Below are 18,252 nucleotides of genomic sequence, written 5' to 3' on the forward strand. Positions count from 1 at the left end.
AGGGTCAGCTGTTCGCGACGGACGTCGCGACGTGCTCGTTGCCCACGACGCGGATCTTCTCCTCCGACCCGGCGGGCGGGACGTAGAGCGCGACCACGTCCTGGTACCCGACCTTGAGCACGTTCGTCGGGGTCTTGTCGCCGTAGAGCGCCTTGATCGTCTCGGTGTCGGGCGGGACCTGCGCGCCCTCCTCGGCCGTCATGGACTCCGCCGACGTCATGGCGCCGACCACGAGCGCGCCGCCGTCCGCGGTGCGGACCGCGCGGACCTGCTCGTCGGCGTCGGGCGTGAACGTCAGCGCGTACTTGCCGGCCGCGGGCTCGAGCGCCGTGGTCCAGGCCTGGGCGCGCTCGGCGAGCAGCGTCCGGAAGGAGTCGTCCTCGAACGCCTCGGCGTAGCCGGAGCCCGTCCCCAGGTTGAGCACGTCGGCATACTGCGCGACGGCGTCCGTCGGCGTGACGAGGAGGCTCGAGTCGTCGGGTGCGACGGCCTCGCTCCCGATGCTCGGGTCGGCGAAGCTCGGCATGGTCACACCGGGAAGCAGGCGGACCCACGCCCAGAGCTGATAGGGATCCCGCGCGCCGGCCTGCTCGAGCACGGACAGGCGCGGGGTCTGGAGGCTCTCGGGCTGGACGCTCACGGCATACGAGGTGCGGGGCCAGGTCTGCGTCGTCGGGATGACGACCTGCTGGGCCTCGGTCGGCAGCTCGGTCACGAGGTCCGCGTTGCCGCGTGCGACGGCGACGGCGAGCTGGCTCGTGCGGATGGCGAGCGCCGGGCCGACGACGCGGCCCTCGAGCTGCTTCGGGTCGTTGGCCTCGCTCGCCGCCGCGAGCGCCGACGCGACCGCGTCCAGCACCACGGTCTCCTGCGCCTCGGAGAGGACGGGAGGGGGCGGGTCCTGGGTCGGGTCCGGCTGCGCCGTCGGCAGCGGGGAGGAGCAGGCGGCGAGCAGGAGCGCGCCGACCAGACCGCCGGCCACCCCGGCGAGGTGACGGCGCGCGCCGCGAGGGCGTGCCGTGTCGCGGGTGGTGCTGATCATCGGGTGCTGTCCTTCGTCTCGTCCGTGTCACGCTGCGGGTCGGGCGCCTCGCCCGCCGTGCTGCCCGGGGTGAATCCCCACGCCCGACGCCAGGCGTCGGCACGGGTCGTCGCGCTGTCCTGCGTGGTCGGGTGCCCGTCGGCCGCGTCGACGGCCGGCTGGGCCGCGGTCTTGGGCCGCCGCTCGCCTCGCGCGACGATGGGGATCTGACCGGTGAGCCACGCGCGCCGGGGCTTCTGGGCACGCGCCTGCTGCTGGGCGAGCCGCTCGGCCTCCTCACGCTCGCGGAGCTCGCGTCGCGTGAGCATGCGCACCTGCGCCGTGTCGGTCGGCACCTCTCCGTCGGCCGTCTCGTCTTGGCGCTCGCCCGACGACGTTCCCGGCGCGTCCGCAGCCGGGGCGACCGCGGGGGTGGCCGACGTCGCGGTGCCGCGCCCCGACGGGCCGCGGCGCTTCGGTCGCAGGCTCGCGGCGCCGATCCCGAGGCCCAGGAGGATGAGCACCGCACCGCCGATGACGCCTGGCCACAGGTACGGCGTCTCGACCTGGCGCGGCCAGGAGAGCTCGAGCGTCGGGGCGACGGCGCCCTCCCCGACGCCGGCCACGAGCAGCTGCCAGCGGCCGGGCTGGTCGGACCAGCGCAGGCTCGCCGAGCCCGCGCCCGTCGACTCCTCGAACCACATGTCCGACCCCGCGGGGTCGACACCGACGACGGCAGTCTCGGTCGGCGTCTCGCCCTCGGCCGGGGTTTCGTCGCCCGCAGGGGACTCCCCCTCTGCGGCCTCACCGTCGGCAGGCGTCTCACCGTCGGCGGGAGCATCCTCGGCCGGGGTCTCCCCCTCTGCGGGAGCCTCGCCGTCAGCAGGAGTCTCGCCCTCCGCGGGCGTCTCCTCCGCAGCGGCCGGCTCGACCGCGCGGGTCGCGAGCGCGTCCCAGTCGCTGAGCCCGGTGACCACGCCGTGGGCGTCCTCCCCGACCCAGCCGGTCACGTCGACCTCGCGCCCGATCGCGAGGGTCACCTGCTGCTCGCCCGGTGCCGTGGCACGGATCGTCACGTCCTCGGCCACGAGGTCCAGGACCCCGGGCTCGGTGACGAGCATGGTCCCGTCCCCCGTGTAGGCCGTGGTCGCCACGACGGTGTCGCTGTCCCGCCAGACCGTGGCGGACGCGACGCCGAGGCCGACGGCGACGAGCCCTCCCACGAGCAGGAGGGCGGCGATGATTCGTTGGAGCACCGAGCTTCCCTTCGTCGATCGACGTTCCAGAATAGGTGCGAAACCCCTCGTGGATCGACCGCGGGGGATCGTGCACGGATCCTCACGATCCGTTCACGAGCCCCTCTCCCCGCGGTCCCACGCTCGTCAGCCGACCTTCAGGAAGGGCGGGCGCGGCGCCGTCGGACCGGCCTGCCGCCTCGCCCTGTGCCGCCAGTCCCGCAGCACTGCGACCATCGTCTCACCTGCTCCAATCCGGGTATTCAGGACAGCCCGATCCCCGTATCCTGGTCGGAGCACGGCGGGGCCGTGGCACGACCGCCGCGCCCTCCCTCCTCACGAGGGACGCCGCCCGGCGGCGGACGCCGCGACGAACCAGCACCGGAGGTCATCGACGTGTCCGACGAGCGCACGCTCTTCCCCATCACGATGCGCGGGTACGACCGCGTCCAGGTCGAGGCCCAGCTCGCCAAGCTGGAGAAGGCCGTGGAGGACGCGCGCTCGCGCGTCGAGGCCGCGGACGCCCGCGCCATGCAGCTCACGAGCGAGCTCTCCGACGCGCAGCGGCAGCTCCGCGAGGCGGAACGCCCTTCGTACGCCGGCCTCGGCTCCCGCATCGAGCAGCTCATGCGCTCGGCGGAGGAGCAGTCCGCGGACATCCTCTCCCAGGCCAACGCCCAGGCCGCCGACATCATGGCGCGCGCCAAGCTCTCGGCCGGTCAGGTCCGCTCCCGCGCCGAGAACGAGGTCGCCGAGCTCCTCAACAGCGCGCGGCTCGAGTCCGAGGAGATCCGTGCCACGAGCGCGTCGGAGGCCGAGGGCACGCTGCTCAGCGCCCAGCGCCGGGCCGAGGAGTTCGTCGGCTCCGCCGAGCGCGAGGCCGCGCGCATCCAGAGCGCCATCGCCACCGAGGAGAGCGAGCGCCGCGCGTCGCTCGAGCGCGAGCTCGGGACGCTCAAGGCGACGGCGGAGCGCGAGACGACGGAGCTCCGCGTCACCACCGAGCGCGAGGCCGCCGAGCTGCGCGCCCGTGTCGCGGCGGAGACCGCCGCCCAGCGCGAGGCCGCCGAGCGCGAGTCCGCCGAGCTCCTGGAGAACGCGCGCCGTGAGGCGCAGCGCCAGGTCGACGAGGCGCAGCGCAAGGCGACCGAGGCCGCCAACGCGGTCACGTCGGAGATGGAGGAGCTGCGCGACAAGGCCCGTACCGCGCTCGCGGACGCCGAGCTCGAGGTCGTGCGTCGCCGCGAGGAGGCGGAGCGCGAGAACGCGGAGCGGCACGCCGCCGCCAAGGCCGAGACGGAGAAGCTCGTCTCCACGGCCGAGGAGCACGCGGCGGAGGCCGAGAAGCGTGTGGCGCTCGCGCTGGAGCAGGCCGAGAAGGTTCGCCGGGAGTCCGACGCGTACGTCAAGGACCTCATGTCGACGGCCCGTCGCAACGCCGACCAGATCGTCGCCGAGGCGCGGTCGTTCGCGGACCAGACGGTCAGCGACGCGAAGGCGGAGGCCGAGCAGCAGCGCAACGTGGCCCAGCGCCAGCTCGAGGACCTCACGCGCCAGCACGACTCGATCAACACCTACCTCGACGAGCTGCGAGGGCTCCTCGGCGGCGAGGCCGAGGCCGCGAAGGCTCCCGCGAAGAAGAAGGCGGCGGTGCCCGCGGGCACGCCCGCGCAGCAGGCGCGCGCGGCGACGCTCATGACGGCGGAGTTCCCGGTCGTCGCCGAGGAGCCGGCCCCGCAGGGCGGGTCGGGCGCCTCGACGAAGCGTGGCTCCGCCGGTCAGGCGGACGCCGAGGCCGAGACCGCGACCGACGCTCCCGCGCCGGCCTGACCGGTGTCCTCCGCGGACCCGTCGGGCCGCACCGGGTCCGCTGCCGACGACTGGCGTCGGCAGCGGACCGAGGCCGCGGCGCACCAGCAGCGCGAGCTCGACCGCCAGCGCGCGCGGGAGAGCGCCGCGGCGCGCGCGCTCCTCGCCGAGTTCGTGGTGCGTGCTCATGAGCGCGGCCTCGCGCCCGAGCCGCTGCGGGCCCGGTCGTTCGACGGCAGCACCACCTACCGGACCCCGCTCAAGGGCTGGTACCTGCGCCGCAACCGCAGCGTCGCCGTCGGCGAGGACGGGGAGTTCTACGTCCTCGGGGTGCCCGGCACCGTGCTGGGGCGGCTGCGCGGGGTGGTCGTCGAGCCGTCGGACCCGCCGCTCGTGCTCGGCAAGGGCGGTCGGGACGGCGAGTCGATCGACCTCGCGGACGCGCTCGCGCTGGTGCTCGACGGGCGCTGACCGCCGGCGGGCACGGCACGGCGGGGACGGCCCGCGTGGTCAGGCCGCAGCGCGGGCCAGGAGGTCTGCCAGGGCGTCCGCGACGGCCGCCGGGTCCTCGACCGCGCTCATGTGCCCGGCCCCGGGCACGAGGACCAGCTGCGCGGCGGGCGCGGCGTCGGCCATGTGCTCCGCCTCGGCCGCGGGCGTGAGCGTGTCCTCCTCCCCCACGACGACGGCCACCGGGCCGGCGAAGTCCTCGAGGACGTGGGTGCGGTCCGGCCGGGCCGCCATCGCGCGCTGCGACCACGCGACGCCGTCGGGCCGCTGGCCGCGGATCCACTCCTCGACCCTCGCGGTGAGGTGCTTGCGCGCGGCCTTGCTCGTCTCGCCGAGCATCACGCCGGGCATGCCGAGGACGGCGTCGACGGTCTGGGACCGCGCGGCGTCGTCCGCGATGCGCAGCCTGTTGGCGGCGGCCTCGTCGGTGTCTGCGGTCGACTTGGTGTCCACGAGCCCGAGGCCGGCGACCATGTCGGGATGCCGCTCCGCGAGCGCGAGGGCGACGTAGCCACCCATCGACAGCCCCGCGACGACCGCGCGCGTGATCCCCGCCGCGGTGAGCGCGGCGGCGGTGGCGTCGGCGGAGGCGTCGATCGACGGGGGACCGCCCGCGAGCGGGCTCGCGCCGAGCCCCGGGAGGTCCACGGCGACGACGGTGGGCTCACCCGGCAGCGCGGCTGCGACGTCGGCCCACATGCGGTGGTCCAGCGGGAAGCCGTGCAGCAGCACGAGCGGGGTCCCGTACCCCTCGCGCAGCGTGAAGGTCTCGAGCGGGGGCGTCGTCACGTCGTCCTCCTCAGGTCGTGCTTCCGTGGCCATCAGCATCAGGTCTCGTCCCACCGTGCCACGGCCGCGACCCTCCCGCCGGGGGGTGTCAGTCGTCCACGCCGTCCGACCGGCTCGCGTCGTAGCTCGCCTGGTCGGAGTCGGCGGTGTCGCGCTCGGCCGTCACGGCCCGGGTCCCGTCGCCGGACCACTCGGTCGGCAGCGGCAGCGGGAACCCTGTCCGGACGTGGCCCACGATCTCGTCGAGCACGCGCCGCACGGACGGCTCCCCCACCCACAGGTGCTTGGCGCCGTCGACGCCGATCACCTCGGCGTTGCGCACGCGCGCGAAGCGTCGGCGCGCCTCGTCGGGGCGCAGGTAGTCGTCGAGCTCGGGGACGAGCACCACGAGCGGCTTGCCGAACGCGTCCCACCGGTCCAGATCCTCGTCCGTCGCGCGGTGCAGCGGCGGCGACAGCAGGATCGCGCCCTCCACGGCCGGGTCCGTCCCGTGCTTGAGCGCGAGCTCGGTCCCGAACGACCACCCGACGAGCCAGGGGTGCGGGAGGTCGCGGAACTCCGCGAGCTCGATGGCCGCGGCGACGTCGTAGCGCTCGGCCTCGCCACCGTCGAACGTCCCCTCGCTCGTCCCGCGCGGCGACGACGTCCCGCGCGTGTTGAACCGCAGCACCGCGAGGTCCGCCAGCGCGGGCAGGCGCCACGCCGCCTTCCGGTACACGTGCGAGTCCATGTAGCCGCCGTGCGTCGGCAGCGGGTGGAGGGTCACGAGCGTCGCGACCGGGTCGCGGTCGGCGGGGAGCGCGAGCTCGCCGACGAGCGTCAGCCCGTCCGCCGTGTGCAGCTCGACGTCCTCGCGCCGCGCGGGCAGGACCGTCAAGGACCGGATGGGGGTCGGACCGGCCGGCGCGTCGGCTCCGGCGGGCGCGGGATCGGGTGCGGTGCTCATCAGGGTCGAGCCTAGTTCGTCCAGCGCGGACCCCTACCGGGGACGACGGCGCCCGCGCGCCTGCCAGCACGACGTGTGCCAGTGCCGGCGGTGGTCGAGCGCCGTCTCGGCGCCGAAGAACGAGTCCTCCTGCCAGGCCACGACGTGGCCCGTGCCGGGCGGGATCTCCTGGTTGCATCCTGGGCACAGGTACGTCTTGGACCCGCCGCGCACGGTCCGGACCTGCCACTCGCCGTCGGTCGCGGACTCGCGGCGCGCGCCGCCGAGGGCACGGTCCAGGTCGAGGGGGGCGTGCTCCGCCCCCCAGGGTCGCTTGCGGGACGGTCGGCGCGACGGCATGCGCCCATTCTCCCCCGGCGGCGCGCGCGGCCTCGCGCGAGCGTCGCGAGGACCGCTCCCAGCAGGTGTCCAGGCAGGACCGCTAGAGTGTCCGCGCCGGTGCTGCACCCGGCGTGCGGACGCGAGGCGGCCCCCACCCGGGACGCCGACGACCGCCGTCGTGCGGGTGCGGCCCAGACCCGACGGCTTCGCCGTCCCACCGACCCGAAGGACCCCCCTCGTGAAGCACCGCACCCTGCGCGGCGTCGCCGCGCTCACCCTGGGCGCCGCCCTCGTCCTCTCCGGCTGCTCGTCGGAGGGCGGGTCCGGCGACGAGACGTCGCCGAGCCCGTCCGCCTCCGACGGCGCGACCGACGGCGCGACGTCGGCGCCCGAGGACGTCGCGGTGCTCGAGGCCGTCACGGTCACGGGCGACCCCGGCAGCGAGCCGACCGTCGAGTTCGAGGCCCCGCTCGAGGTATCCGGTGCGGCCGCACTCTCGCTGAACGACGGCGACGGTGACGAGATCGCCAAGGGCCAGGAGGTCACGCTCCACCAGGCGGCGTACTCCGGTGCGGACGGGTCGAAGCTCGGCTCGACCTGGGAGGACGACTCGGCGCAGCCGGTCGTCCTCGACGACCAGGTGTACCCGCAGCTGCTCGAGGCGCTGGTCGGCAAGAAGGTCGGCACGCGCTTCCTGTTCGCCGCGCCGGGGCAGGACGGTTCGGCCGTCCTCACGGTCGGCGAGGTCACGGCGGTCGAGGACGCCCCGGTCGCTCCCGACCCCGCGGACGTCCCGGACCGCGCCGAGGGCGAGGCCGTGACCCCCGCCGAGGGCCTGCCCGTCGTCACGCTCGACGACACGGGCAAGCCGTCGATCGAGATCCCTGAGGGCTACACCGCGCCGACCGAGCTGGTCGTCCAGCCGCTCATCAAGGGCAGCGGCCCCGAGGTCACCGAGGACCAGACCGTCATCGCGCACTACACGGGCTGGAAGCTCGACGGCGAGCAGTTCGACTCGTCGTGGGACCGCGGTGAGCCCTCGACCTTCCCGCTGAGCGGCGTCGTCGCCGGCTGGACCCAGGGCCTGTCCGGCCAGACCGTCGGGAGCCAGGTGCTCCTCGTCATCCCGCCGTCGCTCGGCTACGGCGAGAAGAGCGACACGAACTCGAACGAGCTCGCGGGCGAGACCCTCGTCTTCGTCGTGGACATCCTCGCGGCGTACTGACCCGGCACCGAGCCGACGCCGCTCCACGGAGGGCCGCACCCGACACGGGGGTGCGGCCCTCCGTCGTCGCGGGTAGCGGGCCGGGCCATCGGTCCCGGGCCGCCGGGACCTGGACCGGCAGAGCCCGCGCGTCGCGCGACGTACGCTCGATCCATGACGGACGCCTCCACCACCCCGGTTCCCTCCGCGCCCGACGACGCGTCGTCGCCGAGCCCCGCCGTCCCGCCGGAGCGCGAGGTGCTCACGTGGGAGACCTTCGGCGTCGCTGCGCGTGAGCTCGCCGAGCAGGTCGTCGCGAGCGGGTTCCGGCCCGAGGTCGTCGTCGCCGTCGCGCGCGGCGGCCTCCTTCCCGGCGGTGCGGTCGCGTACGCGCTGGGGACCAAGGGCGTCGGGACGCTCAACGTCGAGTTCTACACCGACATCGGCCAGACCCTCACCGACCCGCGCGTGCTCCCTCCGCTCATGGACACCTCCGACCTGCCGGGCGCGCACGTGCTCGTGGTCGACGACGTCGCGGACTCGGGCCGCACGCTCGCCCTGGTCATGGAGATGCTCGGCACCCACGGCGCCGAGGCGCGATCCGCGGTGCTCTACACCAAGCCGCGCACCATCATCCAGCCGGACTACTCGTGGAAGGACACCGACCTCTGGATCACGTTCCCGTGGTCGGCCGACCCGCCCGTCGAGGGCGCGCAGTCCCGGCCGAACGACTGAGCGGACGGCCGTGGTCGGTCAGCGCGTCCGGAAGGGGGCCAGCGTCGCGCGGACGGCGTCCGCCGCACCCCAGTCGGGCTCGAACTGCGCGATGACGGCCAGGTGCTGCCGGAGCTGGACGACGGGCAGGCGCGTACGCCAGTCGTCGTCGAGGCCCGTGAGATCCGCATAGAGCCCGAAGAAGGCATCTGCCTCGGGCGGGGGCGCGGTCGTCCACACGTGGGCGAGGTCGACCTCCGCCCACGTGTAGGAGACGGCCGGGTCGATCAACGCCGGGCGGCCGTCGACGGTTGCCATGACGTTCGACGCCCACAGGTCGCCGTGCGTCAGGCAGGCAGGCCCTCCCGGGAGGACCTCCGGGAGCCGCGCGCACAGGTGCTCGAGCGCCGCGCGGTCGGCGGCGTCGAGCGCGGCGTGGACCCGGGGCTCCGTGAGCCAACGCAGCAGCCGGTGCTCCGCGAAGAACTCGAAGCCGTCCTCCGTCCACGTGTTCACCTGCCGACGGCGGCCGAGCCAGCCGTCCTGGTGCCACCCGAAGCGGTCGCTCCGCGTCGTGGTGTGCAGGCGCGCGAGCGAGCGGGCGAGCTCCTCCCAGAAGTCCGGCGTCGAGGGCCGCGGAGCGAGCGCCGACAGCACGAGCAGGTCCGGTCCCGCGTGAACCACCTCGGGGGTCTCCAGCCCGGCGGCACGGAGGGCAGCCAGGCCCTCGGCCTCGACGGCGAAGACGTCGTCGCCCGGGGCGTCCGCGTCGAACGCCTTGACGAACAGCGGCTCGCCGTCGGCCCGCCGGGCCAGCCCGGCCGTCGCCGCGAGCCCACCGCTCACCGGCTCGACGGAGGTCACGTCGTCGAGGCCCGCGGCGCGCAGCCGCTCCCTGAGCATGCCCATGGCGGGACTATGCCAGACGCCGAGGGCCCGCACCCGCAGTATGTGCAGGTCCGGGCCCTCGGGGGCGCGCGACGGTCAGAAGTCCCAGTCGTCGTCCTCGGTGTTCACGGCCTTGCCGATGACGTACGACGAGCCGGAGCCGGAGAAGAAGTCGTGGTTCTCGTCGGCGTTCGGCGACAGCGCCGAGAGGATCGCCGGGTTGACGTCGGTCTCGTCCTTGGGGAAGAGCGCCTCGTAGCCGAGGTTCATGAGCGCCTTGTTGGCGTTGTACCGCAGGAACTTCTTGACGTCCTCGGTGAGCCCGACGCCGTCGTAGAGGTCCTCCGTGTACTGCACCTCGTTGTCGTACAGCTCGAAGAGCAGCTCGAACGTGTACCCCTTGAGCTCGTCGCGCTCCTCCGGGGAGAGCTTCTCGAGGCCCTTCTGGAACTTGTAGCCGATGTAGTACCCGTGCACGGCCTCGTCACGGATGATCAGGCGGATGAGGTCGGCCGTGTTCGTCAGCTTGGCGCGGGACGACCAGTACATCGGCAGGTAGAAGCCGGAGTAGAAGAGGAAGGACTCGAGCAGCGTGCTCGCGACCTTGCGCTTGAGCGGCGAGTCGCCCTTGTAGTACTCCATGACGATCTCGGCCTTGCGCTGGAGGTTGGGGTTCTCCTCCGACCAGCGGAACGCGTCGTCGATCTCGCGCGTCGAGCACAGCGTCGAGAAGATCGACGAGTAGCTCTTGGCGTGCACCGACTCCATGAACGCGATGTTGGTGTACACCGCCTCCTCGTGCGGCGTGATCGCGTCGGGGATGAGCGACACCGCGCCGACCGTGCCCTGGATCGTGTCGAGCAGCGTCAGACCGGTGAACACGCGCATCGTGAGCTGCTGCTCCTCCGCCGTGAGCGTGTGCCACGACTGGATGTCGTTCGACACCGGCACCTTCTCGGGCAGCCAGAAGTTCCCGACGAGGCGGTCCCACACCTCGAGGTCCTTCTCGTCCTCGAGACGGTTCCAGTTGATCGCGCTCACGCGATCGATGAGCTTGAGCTTCCCCGTGGGCGACATCTGCCTTCTTCTCTCCTGCTGACCCCGGACCGACCGGGACGACTTCGTGGGACCGGACCCTGCGCCGTCGGCCACGCCTCTCCAGGACGTGGCCGACGGCGTCGGGCATCGAGGCAACCGACAGTTGCCTCAGGCGACTACAGCATGCAGCTGACGCAACCTTCGACCTCCGTGCCCTCGAGGGCCATCTGGCGGAGGCGGATGTAGTAGAGCGTCTTGATGCCCTTGCGCCACGCGTAGATCTGCGCGCGGTTGACGTCGCGCGTCGTGACCGTGTCCTTGAAGAACAGCGTGAGGCTCAGGCCCTGGTCGACGTGCTGCGTCGCGGCGGCGTACGTGTCGATGATCTTCTCGTAGCCGATCTCGTACGCGTCCTCGTAGTACTCGAGGTTGTCGTTCGTCAGGTAGGGCGCCGGGTAGTAGACACGCCCGATCTTGCCCTCCTTACGGATCTCGATCTTCGACGGCACCGGGTGGATGGAGGACGTCGAGTTGTTGATGTAGGAGATCGAGCCGGTCGGCGGGACGGCCTGGAGGTTCTGGTTGTAGATCCCGTGCTCCATGACCGAGGCCTTGAGGGCCTTCCAGTCGTCCTGCGTCGGCACGTGCACGCCGGCGTCGGCGAAGAGCTGGCGCACGCGCTCGGTCTCCGGCTCCCACACCTGGTCCGTGTACTTGTCGAAGTACTCGCCGCTCGCGTACTTCGAGTCCTCGAAGCCGCCGAACGCGCGCCCGCGCTCGATCGCGAGGCGGTTCGACGCCGCGATCGCGTGGTAGGCGACCGTGTAGAAGTAGATGTTGGTGAAGTCCACGCCCTCGGTGGACCCGTAGTGGATCCGCTCGCGCGCGAGGTAGCCGTGGAGGTTCATCTGGCCGAGGCCGATCGCGTGGCCCGCCTCGTTCGCCCGCTTGATCGACGGCACCGACTCGATGCTCGTCTGGTCCGAGACCGCGGTGAGCGCGCGGATCGCAGTGTCGATCGTCTTGGCGAAGTCCGGCGAGTCCATCGTCTTCGCGATGTTCAGCGAGCCGAGGTTGCAGGAGATGTCGCGGCCGACGTGGTCGTACGAGAGGTCCTCGTTGAACGTCGACGGCGTCGAGACCTGGAGGATCTCCGAGCACAGGTTCGAGTGGGTGATGCGGCCCTTGATCGGGTTCGCCTTGTTCACCGTGTCCTCGAACATGATGTACGGGTAGCCGGACTCGAACTGCAGCTCGGCGATCGTCTGGAAGAAGTCGCGCGCCTTGATCTTCGTCTTGCGGATGCGCGAGTCGTCGACCATCTCGTCGTACTTCTCGGTGACCGAGATGTCGGCGAACGGCTTGCCGTACACGCGCTCGACGTCGTACGGCGAGAAGAGGTACATGTCCTCGTTCTTCTTGGCGAGCTCGAACGTGATGTCCGGGATCACGACGCCGAGCGACAGCGTCTTGATGCGGATCTTCTCGTCGGCGTTCTCGCGCTTGGTGTCGAGGAACCGCAGGATGTCCGGGTGGTGCGCGTGCAGGTACACGGCGCCGGCGCCCTGGCGCGCGCCGAGCTGGTTCGCGTAGGAGAACGAGTCCTCGAGCAGCTTCATCACGGGGATGACGCCGGACGACTGGTTCTCGATGTGCTTGATGGGCGCGCCGTGCTCACGGATGTTCGACAGGAGCAGGGCGACGCCGCCGCCGCGCTTGGAGAGCTGCAGCGCGGAGTTGATGCCGCGTGCGATGGACTCCATGTTGTCCTCGATGCGCAGCAGGAAGCAGGACACGGGCTCGCCGCGCTGCGCCTTGCCCACGTTGAGGAACGTCGGGGTCGCGGGCTGGAAGCGGCCCGAGATGACCTCCTCGACGATGTCGAGAGCGGCCTGCTCGTTCCCGTCCGCGAGACCGAGCGCGACCATGCACACGCGGTCCTCGAAGCGCTCCAGGTACCGCTTCCCGTCGAACGTCTTGAGCGTGTACGACGTGTAGTACTTGAACGCGCCGAGGAACGTCTCGAACCGGAACTTCTTGGCGTACGCGAACTCGAAGAGGGACTTCACGAACGCGCGGTCGTACTTCGCCAGGACGGCCGGGTCGTAGTACTTGTTCTCGACGAGGTAGTCGAGCTTCTCCTGGAGGTCGTGGAAGAAGACGGTGTTCTGGTTGACGTGCTGGAGGAAGTACGCGCGCGCGGCCTCGCGGTCCTTGTCGAACTGGATCTCGCCGTTCGGGCCGTAGAGGTTCAGCATCGCGTTGAGCGCGTGGTAGTCGAGCTGGGTGCTCGCCAGCGGCACCTGCTGGGGCGCGAGCTCGACGTCACCCGCCACTGCGCTCGCGGAGTTCACGCCGGAATCCGTGACTGTCGTTGCCAAAATCGTCCCAATCCGTCGCGGACGCGCGCGGCGTCCTCGGCTGTTCCCAGGAGTTCGAAGGCGTACAGGTAGGGCACCTGGCACTTCGCGGAGATGATGTCGCCGGCGATGCAGTAGGCCTCGCCGAAGTTGGTGTTGCCCGCGGCGATGACGCCGCGGATCAACGACCGGTTGTGCACGTCGTTGAGGAACTTCACGACCTGGCGCGGGACGGCACCGCCCTCGTTGCCGCCCCCGTAGGTCGGGACCATGAGCACGTACGGCTCCTCGACGCGCAGGAAGCCCTCGGTCGGACGCAGCGGGATGCGCTGCACGTCCATGCCGAGGGCCGGCAGGTCGAGCCGCTGGACGAACCGGTGCGTGTTCTCGCTGACGCTGGAGAAGTACACGAGCGACCCCACGGGGACGCACCTCCGTCCTGCCCTGCTCCGCCTGCTTCCGTACGTGGTCGGGGCGCCTCACGGCGCCCCGGGAGGCCGGTCAGGCGACGACCGGCGAGACCTTCTGCGCGAGGGCGTTGATCTGGTCGGGACGGAACCCGGACCAGTGCTCGTCCCCGGCGATCACCACGGGCGCCTGCAGGTAGCCGAGCCCGCGCACGAGCTCGAGCGCCTCGGCGTCCTGGCTGATGTCCACGACGGAGTACTCGATGCCCTTCTTGTCCAGAGCGCGGTACGTCGCGTCGCACTGAACGCAAGCCGGCTTGCTGTAGACCGTGACGCTCATGGGGTGACTCCTCGTCTCTCGCGCTCTGTCCGGGATCGGTCCTCGGGGAGGGAGAAACGTCTCTGACCTCGAAGGACACCGGTGGAACTACGTCTATGTGATTCGCCAGGAGGCCTCCGGCCCCCTGGGTGTGCAACCACTATACCTAGTGGTCGAGACCGCGCCACCGCACTAGATGTCGTGGTCGCACTTCACCCGTCGGCATGTGGTAGGAGCCATGGAACCATGGTCCCACCGCCCTCTGACACTCCCCTGGAGGGCGTCGTCCACAGCCCCTCGTCCACCGCTCGGAGGCATCAGGAACGGCGTCCTCTCGCGGACGGCGGGGCATCGTCCACAGGGTGGGGACGGCGCCGGTCCACACCCTGTGAGGCCCGGGGAGGGTGCCTCACGAGGCCACCTCCGCCGTCGCGCGGCTCCACCCGGCCACCCCGCGAAACAGCCCAATTGGGACACGACGAACGTCGAACTCGTCGGCGTGTCGCGCTCCTTCGGCGTGTCGCACGGCGAGCGCGCGGCATGCGAGAAAGGTCACCACCCGGTCGCGCCGATCAGCGACCACCGCGCTCCATCGGCAGACCAGGGCTCTACCTCGGCAGACCAGGGCTCTACCTCGGCCGACCTGGGCGCACGAGGGCCCGCCCGGTGCGACCGGGCGGGCCCTCGTCGAACGACCGTCTGTTTCAGCGACGGGCGGCGCCGGCGACTACCGTCAGGCGGTCTCGGCGACTGTGGGGAGCGCGTTCGACGTCGCGAGCCGGCGGTACCAGTGCGCGGAGTCCTTCCACGTGCGCTCGAGCGTGTCGTAGTCGACGCGGATGATGCCGAACCGGCGCTCGTACCCGTAGCCCCACTCGAAGTTGTCGAGCAGCGACCACGCGAAGTAGCCACGCACGTCGGCGCCCGCGTCGATCGCGGCACCGACGGCGTCGACGTGGTCGTGCAGGTAGGCGACGCGGCGGTCGTCGTGCACGCGGGCGGTCCCGTCGGCGTCGACCGTGACCTCGTCGGCGAACGCGGCGCCGTTCTCGGTGACCATCATCGGCTGGTGCGGGTGGGTCTTGGCGACGGAGACGAGCAGCTCGGTCATGCCGCCGGGCTCGATGTTCCAGCCCATCGCGGTGTACGGGCCGGGCTGCTGGACGAACTCCACGTCGTCGACGCCGATCCACGGGCTGTGGCTCGACGCGCCGTGGCCGTCGTTCTCGGACCGCTCGCCCTCGCCGGAGAAGTGGCGCACGCGCACGGTCGAGTAGTAGTTGACGCCGAGGATCGACAGCGGCTGGCGCACCGTCTCGAGGTCGCCCTCCCGCACGAACGACCAGTCGCTCACGTGCGCGGTGTCAGCGAGCAGGTCGGCGGGGTACTCGCCGTCGAGCATGGGCGCGAGGAACGCGCGGTTGGCGAGCGCGTCGATCTTGCGCACCGCGTCGAGGTCCGCGGCCGACGACGGGTCGTCGGGCCGGATGACGTGCAGGTTGAGCGTGACGGACGTCTTCGCGTCCTCGCCGAGCTCGTCGCGGATCGCCTGGACGGCGAGACCGTGCGCGAGGTTGAGGTGGTGCACTGCCGCGAGCGCCGCGGCGGGCTCGGTGCGGCCCGGCGCGTGCACGCCGGAGCCGTAGCCGAGGTAGGCGGAGCACCACGGCTCGTTGAGGGTCGTCCAGGTGTCGACCCGGTCGCCGAGCTCGCGGGCCATGTGGCGGGCGTACTCGGCGAACGCGTACGCGGTGTCGCGGTTCGCCCAGCCCCCGGCGTCCTCGAGCTCCTGCGGGAGGTCCCAGTGGTAGAGCGTGACGACGGGCTTGACGCCCTTCTCGAGGAGCGCGTCGACGAGGCGCGAGTAGAACGCGACGCCCTCGGGGTTGAGCGGCCCGGTGCCGCCCGGCTGCACGCGCGACCACGAGATGGAGAACCGGTACGCGCCGAGGCCGAGGTCGGCGATGTGCTGCACGTCCTCCTGCCACCGGTGGTAGTGGTCGTCCGCGACGTCGCCGGTGTCGCCGTTGAGCGTGCGGCCCGGGGTGTGGGAGTACGTGTCCCAGATGGACGGCGTGCGTCCGCCCTCGGCGGCGGCGCCCTCGATCTGGTACGCGGCGGTGGCTGAGCCCCAGAGGAAGTCGGTGGGGAACGTGCGGCGGCCCGACGACGCGGGTGCGGCCTGGGCGTCGACGTCGACGGGGGCGGTGGTGTCGGTGGTCACGAGGGTCCTCGCTGCTCGGTCGTCGGACGACGTGGTCCGCGACGGGTGGTCGGTGGGTGTAGCAAGAGGGCGAGCATGCCATGGGAGCGCTTCCATGACATGCTCGCCCAGGATACGTCCTCAGCCGAGGTCGATCGTCACGCTCGTCGCGCCGTGCGCCTCGGCCGAGGCCGCGCCGGCCCGCACGGACCAGGCCGCGGGGGCGTCGTCGGACGAGACGGTGAGGGTCGCACCCGACCGGCGCACGCGGAACGTGGCCCCGGCCGCGCCGGCCGACGGCGAGACGACCACGAGCTCGTCGTAGCCGTCGGGCAGCTCGAACGCGTGCAGCGTGACGCCGTCGGCCCAGTCGTAGTCCGGCCGGTCGGTACGGGCGCCGACCGGGAGGACGGTCCCCGGGCGCACGAGCACCGGGAGCGAGTCGAACCCGTGCGTCTCGGTGACCCAGCGCGGGCCGGTCACGGTCTCGCTCAGGGCCGGGCCGTCGTCGGGCTGGACCAGGCGCGTCCACGTGCCCTCCGGCACGTAGTACTCCACGCGGCCGTCCGCGCGGAACACGGGCGCGACGAGGAGCGCGTCGCCCAGCAGGTACTGCGTGTCCGCCGTGAAGCCGGCACGGTCGTGCGGCAGCTCGAGCACGAGCGGCCGCATCATCGGCACGCCGTCGGTGTGCGCCTCCTCGGCCACCCGCCCGAGGTAGGGCATGAGGGACAGCTTGAGGTGCGTGAACTTGCGCGTGACGTCGACGGCCTCGTCGTCGAACGCCCACGGCACGCGGACCGAGCCCGAGCCGTGCAGGCGCGAGTGCGACGACAGCAGGCCGAACGCCGTCCAGCGCTTGAACACGCCCGGGTCGGGCGTGCCCTCGAAGCCGCCCATGTCGTGGCTCCAGTAGCCGAAGCCGGACATCGACATGGACAGGCCGCCGCGCAGCGACTCGGCCATCGACGCGTAGGTCGAGTCACAGTCGCCGCCCCAGTGCACGGGGAACTGCTGGCCGCCCGCCGTCGCGGACCGCGCGAACAGGACCGCCTCGCCCTCGCCGCGCGTGCGCTCGAGCAGCCGGAAGACCGCCTCGTTGTAGAGCTGGGCGTAGTAGTTGTGCATCTTGCGCGGGTCGGAGCCGTCGTGCCACACGATGCCGTCGACCGGGATCCGCTCGCCGAAGTCGGTCTTGAAGCAGTCGACGCCCTGGTCGAGCAGGCCCTCGAGCTTGCCCACGTACCACGCGGTCGCGTCGGGGTTGGTGAAGTCCACCAGGCCCATGCCCGCCTGCCACAGGTCCCACTGCCACACGGACCCGTCCTCACGCTTGACCAGGAAGCCCTGCTCCGCAGCCTCCGCGAAGAGGGGCGAGCGCTGCGCGACGTACGGGTTGATCCACACGCACACCTTGAGCCCGCGGTCGTGCAGGCGGCGCAGCATGCCCTCGGGGTCGGGGAACGTGCGCGGGTCCCACTCGAAGTCGACCCACTGGTACTCGCGCATCCAGAAGCAGTCGAAGTGGAACACCGACAGCGGCAGGTCGCGCTCGGCCATGCCGTCGATGAACCCGTTCACCGTCTGCTCGTCGTAGCTCGTCGTGAACGACGTGGTGAGCCACAGCCCGAACGACCACGCGGGCACGCGCGCCGGACGGCCGGTGAGCGCGGTGTACCGGCGCAGCACGTCCTTGGGCGTCGGGCCCTGGATGACCAGGTACTCGAGCGCCTGGCCCTCGACGGAGAACTGGACGCGCGTGTTCACCTCGGACGCGACCTCGAACGACACCTTCTCCGGGTGCTCGACGAACACGCCGTAGCCCTTGGTCGTGAGGTAGAGCGGGACGGACTTGTACGCCTGCTCGCTCGACGTGCCGCCGTCCTCGTTCCAGATGTCGACGACCTGACCGTTCTTGACGAACGGGCCGAACCGCTCCCCCAGCCCGTAGACGAGCTCACCCGGCTCGAGCGCCAGCTGCTCGTGCGTCCAGGCGCGGCCGTCGTCGGCGGTGACGTGCCCGACCGACTTGGGCAGCGAGGACGTCAGCACCTCGCCGTCCGCCTCGAAGTCGACGCGCCACCGGTCGCCACGGTGCACGCGCACGGCGAGGTCCTTGGACCGCAGGACCGCGACGTCGTCGTGCACCTCGACCTCGGGCCGGAACCCGGGCTCGCCGGTCACCTGGAACGCCGGGCCGCGGCGCACCGCGCCCTGGTGGTGCTCCACGCGCACGCGGATCACGCCGGGCGCGGGCGAGGAGTAGGTCGTCGTGAGCATCGGGCGGTTGAGCGTGTCGCCGCGACCGCGGATCTTCGCCGTCGGCGCGTACACGGTGAGCGTGCCGGCCGCCTCGTCCGCGCGGACGTCGTCGACCTCGACCGCGTAGAGCGGGTGCATGCCCGGTCGGACCTGCCAGTACCCGTCGGTGAACTTCATGGGTGGTGCTTCCTTCGTCGGTGCGTATCGGTGTCTCGGGGCGTCAGGC

16 protein-coding genes are annotated in these 18,252 nt (G+C 72.0%); 4 read left to right on the top strand and 12 right to left on the bottom strand.

Going from position 1 to position 18,252, the window contains the following annotated elements; all coding sequences use genetic code 11:
• Positions 1 to 4: 4 nt before the first annotated feature.
• Together AC6CH9_RS08565 and AC6CH9_RS08570 are read right to left on the bottom strand one after the other, a co-directional pair.
• Complete coding sequence (locus tag AC6CH9_RS08565) at positions 5 to 1,042, bottom strand: DUF8094 domain-containing protein (protein ID WP_498154501.1); 1,038 nt, start codon at positions 1,040 to 1,042, stop codon at positions 5 to 7.
• A complete protein-coding gene (locus tag AC6CH9_RS08570; protein ID WP_498154502.1) occupies positions 1,039 to 2,277 on the bottom strand; it encodes a hypothetical protein in 1,239 nt (412 codons plus the stop codon). Before AC6CH9_RS08570 ends, AC6CH9_RS08565 begins: the two co-directional genes overlap by 4 nt.
• Before the next feature lie 375 nt (positions 2,278 to 2,652).
• Here AC6CH9_RS08570 and AC6CH9_RS08575 point away from each other — a divergent pair, with 375 nt between their 5' ends.
• Both AC6CH9_RS08575 and AC6CH9_RS08580 read left to right on the top strand, forming a co-directional pair.
• Positions 2,653 to 4,086, top strand: a complete 1,434-nt coding sequence (locus tag AC6CH9_RS08575) for a cell envelope integrity protein TolA (RefSeq protein WP_498154503.1) — start codon at positions 2,653 to 2,655, stop codon at positions 4,084 to 4,086.
• 3 nt (positions 4,087 to 4,089) lie between these two features.
• Positions 4,090 to 4,536 carry a hypothetical protein gene (locus tag AC6CH9_RS08580; protein ID WP_498154504.1) on the top strand — a complete coding sequence of 149 codons (447 nt, stop codon included), beginning with the start codon at positions 4,090 to 4,092 and terminating at the stop codon, positions 4,534 to 4,536.
• 39 nt (positions 4,537 to 4,575) lie between these two features.
• Here AC6CH9_RS08580 and AC6CH9_RS08585 read toward each other — a convergent pair whose 3' ends face one another.
• From AC6CH9_RS08585 to AC6CH9_RS08595, 3 genes are all read right to left on the bottom strand, one after another.
• Positions 4,576 to 5,364, bottom strand: coding sequence for an alpha/beta fold hydrolase (locus AC6CH9_RS08585; protein ID WP_498154505.1), 789 nt, complete (start codon positions 5,362 to 5,364; stop codon positions 4,576 to 4,578).
• Positions 5,365 to 5,452: 88 nt separating this feature from the next.
• On the bottom strand, positions 5,453 to 6,310 hold the full coding sequence (locus AC6CH9_RS08590) for an alpha/beta hydrolase (protein ID WP_498154506.1): 858 nt from the start codon (positions 6,308 to 6,310) through the stop codon (positions 5,453 to 5,455).
• Between the two features lie 33 nt (positions 6,311 to 6,343).
• A complete protein-coding gene (locus AC6CH9_RS08595) occupies positions 6,344 to 6,649 on the bottom strand; it encodes an Rv1322 family protein (RefSeq protein ID WP_498154507.1) in 306 nt (101 codons plus the stop codon).
• Positions 6,650 to 6,869: 220 nt separating this feature from the next.
• Here AC6CH9_RS08595 and AC6CH9_RS08600 point away from each other — a divergent pair, with 220 nt between their 5' ends.
• Complete coding sequence (locus AC6CH9_RS08600) at positions 6,870 to 7,856, top strand: FKBP-type peptidyl-prolyl cis-trans isomerase (protein WP_498154508.1); 987 nt, start codon at positions 6,870 to 6,872, stop codon at positions 7,854 to 7,856.
• A 153-nt stretch (positions 7,857 to 8,009) separates the two neighbouring features.
• Complete coding sequence (locus tag AC6CH9_RS08605; RefSeq protein WP_498154509.1) at positions 8,010 to 8,570, top strand: phosphoribosyltransferase; 561 nt, start codon at positions 8,010 to 8,012, stop codon at positions 8,568 to 8,570.
• Between the two features lie 18 nt (positions 8,571 to 8,588).
• Here AC6CH9_RS08605 and AC6CH9_RS08610 read toward each other — a convergent pair whose 3' ends face one another.
• The 7 genes from AC6CH9_RS08610 to yicI all read right to left on the bottom strand — a co-directional run bounded on the left by AC6CH9_RS08610 (position 8,589) and on the right by yicI (position 18,203).
• Positions 8,589 to 9,458: a fructosamine kinase family protein gene (locus AC6CH9_RS08610; protein WP_498154510.1), complete on the bottom strand. Its 870-nt coding sequence runs from the start codon at positions 9,456 to 9,458 to the stop codon at positions 8,589 to 8,591.
• A gap of 75 nt (positions 9,459 to 9,533) precedes the next feature.
• Positions 9,534 to 10,514: a class 1b ribonucleoside-diphosphate reductase subunit beta gene (gene nrdF, locus AC6CH9_RS08615; protein ID WP_498154511.1), complete on the bottom strand. Its 981-nt coding sequence runs from the start codon at positions 10,512 to 10,514 to the stop codon at positions 9,534 to 9,536.
• Positions 10,515 to 10,651: 137 nt separating this feature from the next.
• Positions 10,652 to 12,811, bottom strand: a complete 2,160-nt coding sequence (gene nrdE / locus AC6CH9_RS08620) for a class 1b ribonucleoside-diphosphate reductase subunit alpha (RefSeq protein ID WP_064314889.1) — start codon at positions 12,809 to 12,811, stop codon at positions 10,652 to 10,654.
• A gap of 14 nt (positions 12,812 to 12,825) precedes the next feature.
• Positions 12,826 to 13,257, bottom strand: coding sequence for a class Ib ribonucleoside-diphosphate reductase assembly flavoprotein NrdI (gene nrdI / locus AC6CH9_RS08625; RefSeq protein ID WP_021480850.1), 432 nt, complete (start codon positions 13,255 to 13,257; stop codon positions 12,826 to 12,828).
• A 79-nt stretch (positions 13,258 to 13,336) separates the two neighbouring features.
• A complete protein-coding gene (gene nrdH / locus AC6CH9_RS08630) occupies positions 13,337 to 13,582 on the bottom strand; it encodes a glutaredoxin-like protein NrdH (protein ID WP_498154512.1) in 246 nt (81 codons plus the stop codon).
• Between the two features lie 712 nt (positions 13,583 to 14,294).
• Complete coding sequence (locus AC6CH9_RS08635) at positions 14,295 to 15,785, bottom strand: GH1 family beta-glucosidase (protein ID WP_498154513.1); 1,491 nt, start codon at positions 15,783 to 15,785, stop codon at positions 14,295 to 14,297.
• Positions 15,786 to 15,905: 120 nt separating this feature from the next.
• Positions 15,906 to 18,203, bottom strand: a complete 2,298-nt coding sequence (gene yicI / locus AC6CH9_RS08640) for an alpha-xylosidase (protein ID WP_498154514.1) — start codon at positions 18,201 to 18,203, stop codon at positions 15,906 to 15,908.
• Positions 18,204 to 18,252 lie beyond the last annotated feature (49 nt).

The organism is Cellulosimicrobium sp. GQ32, from assembly GCF_059758455.1.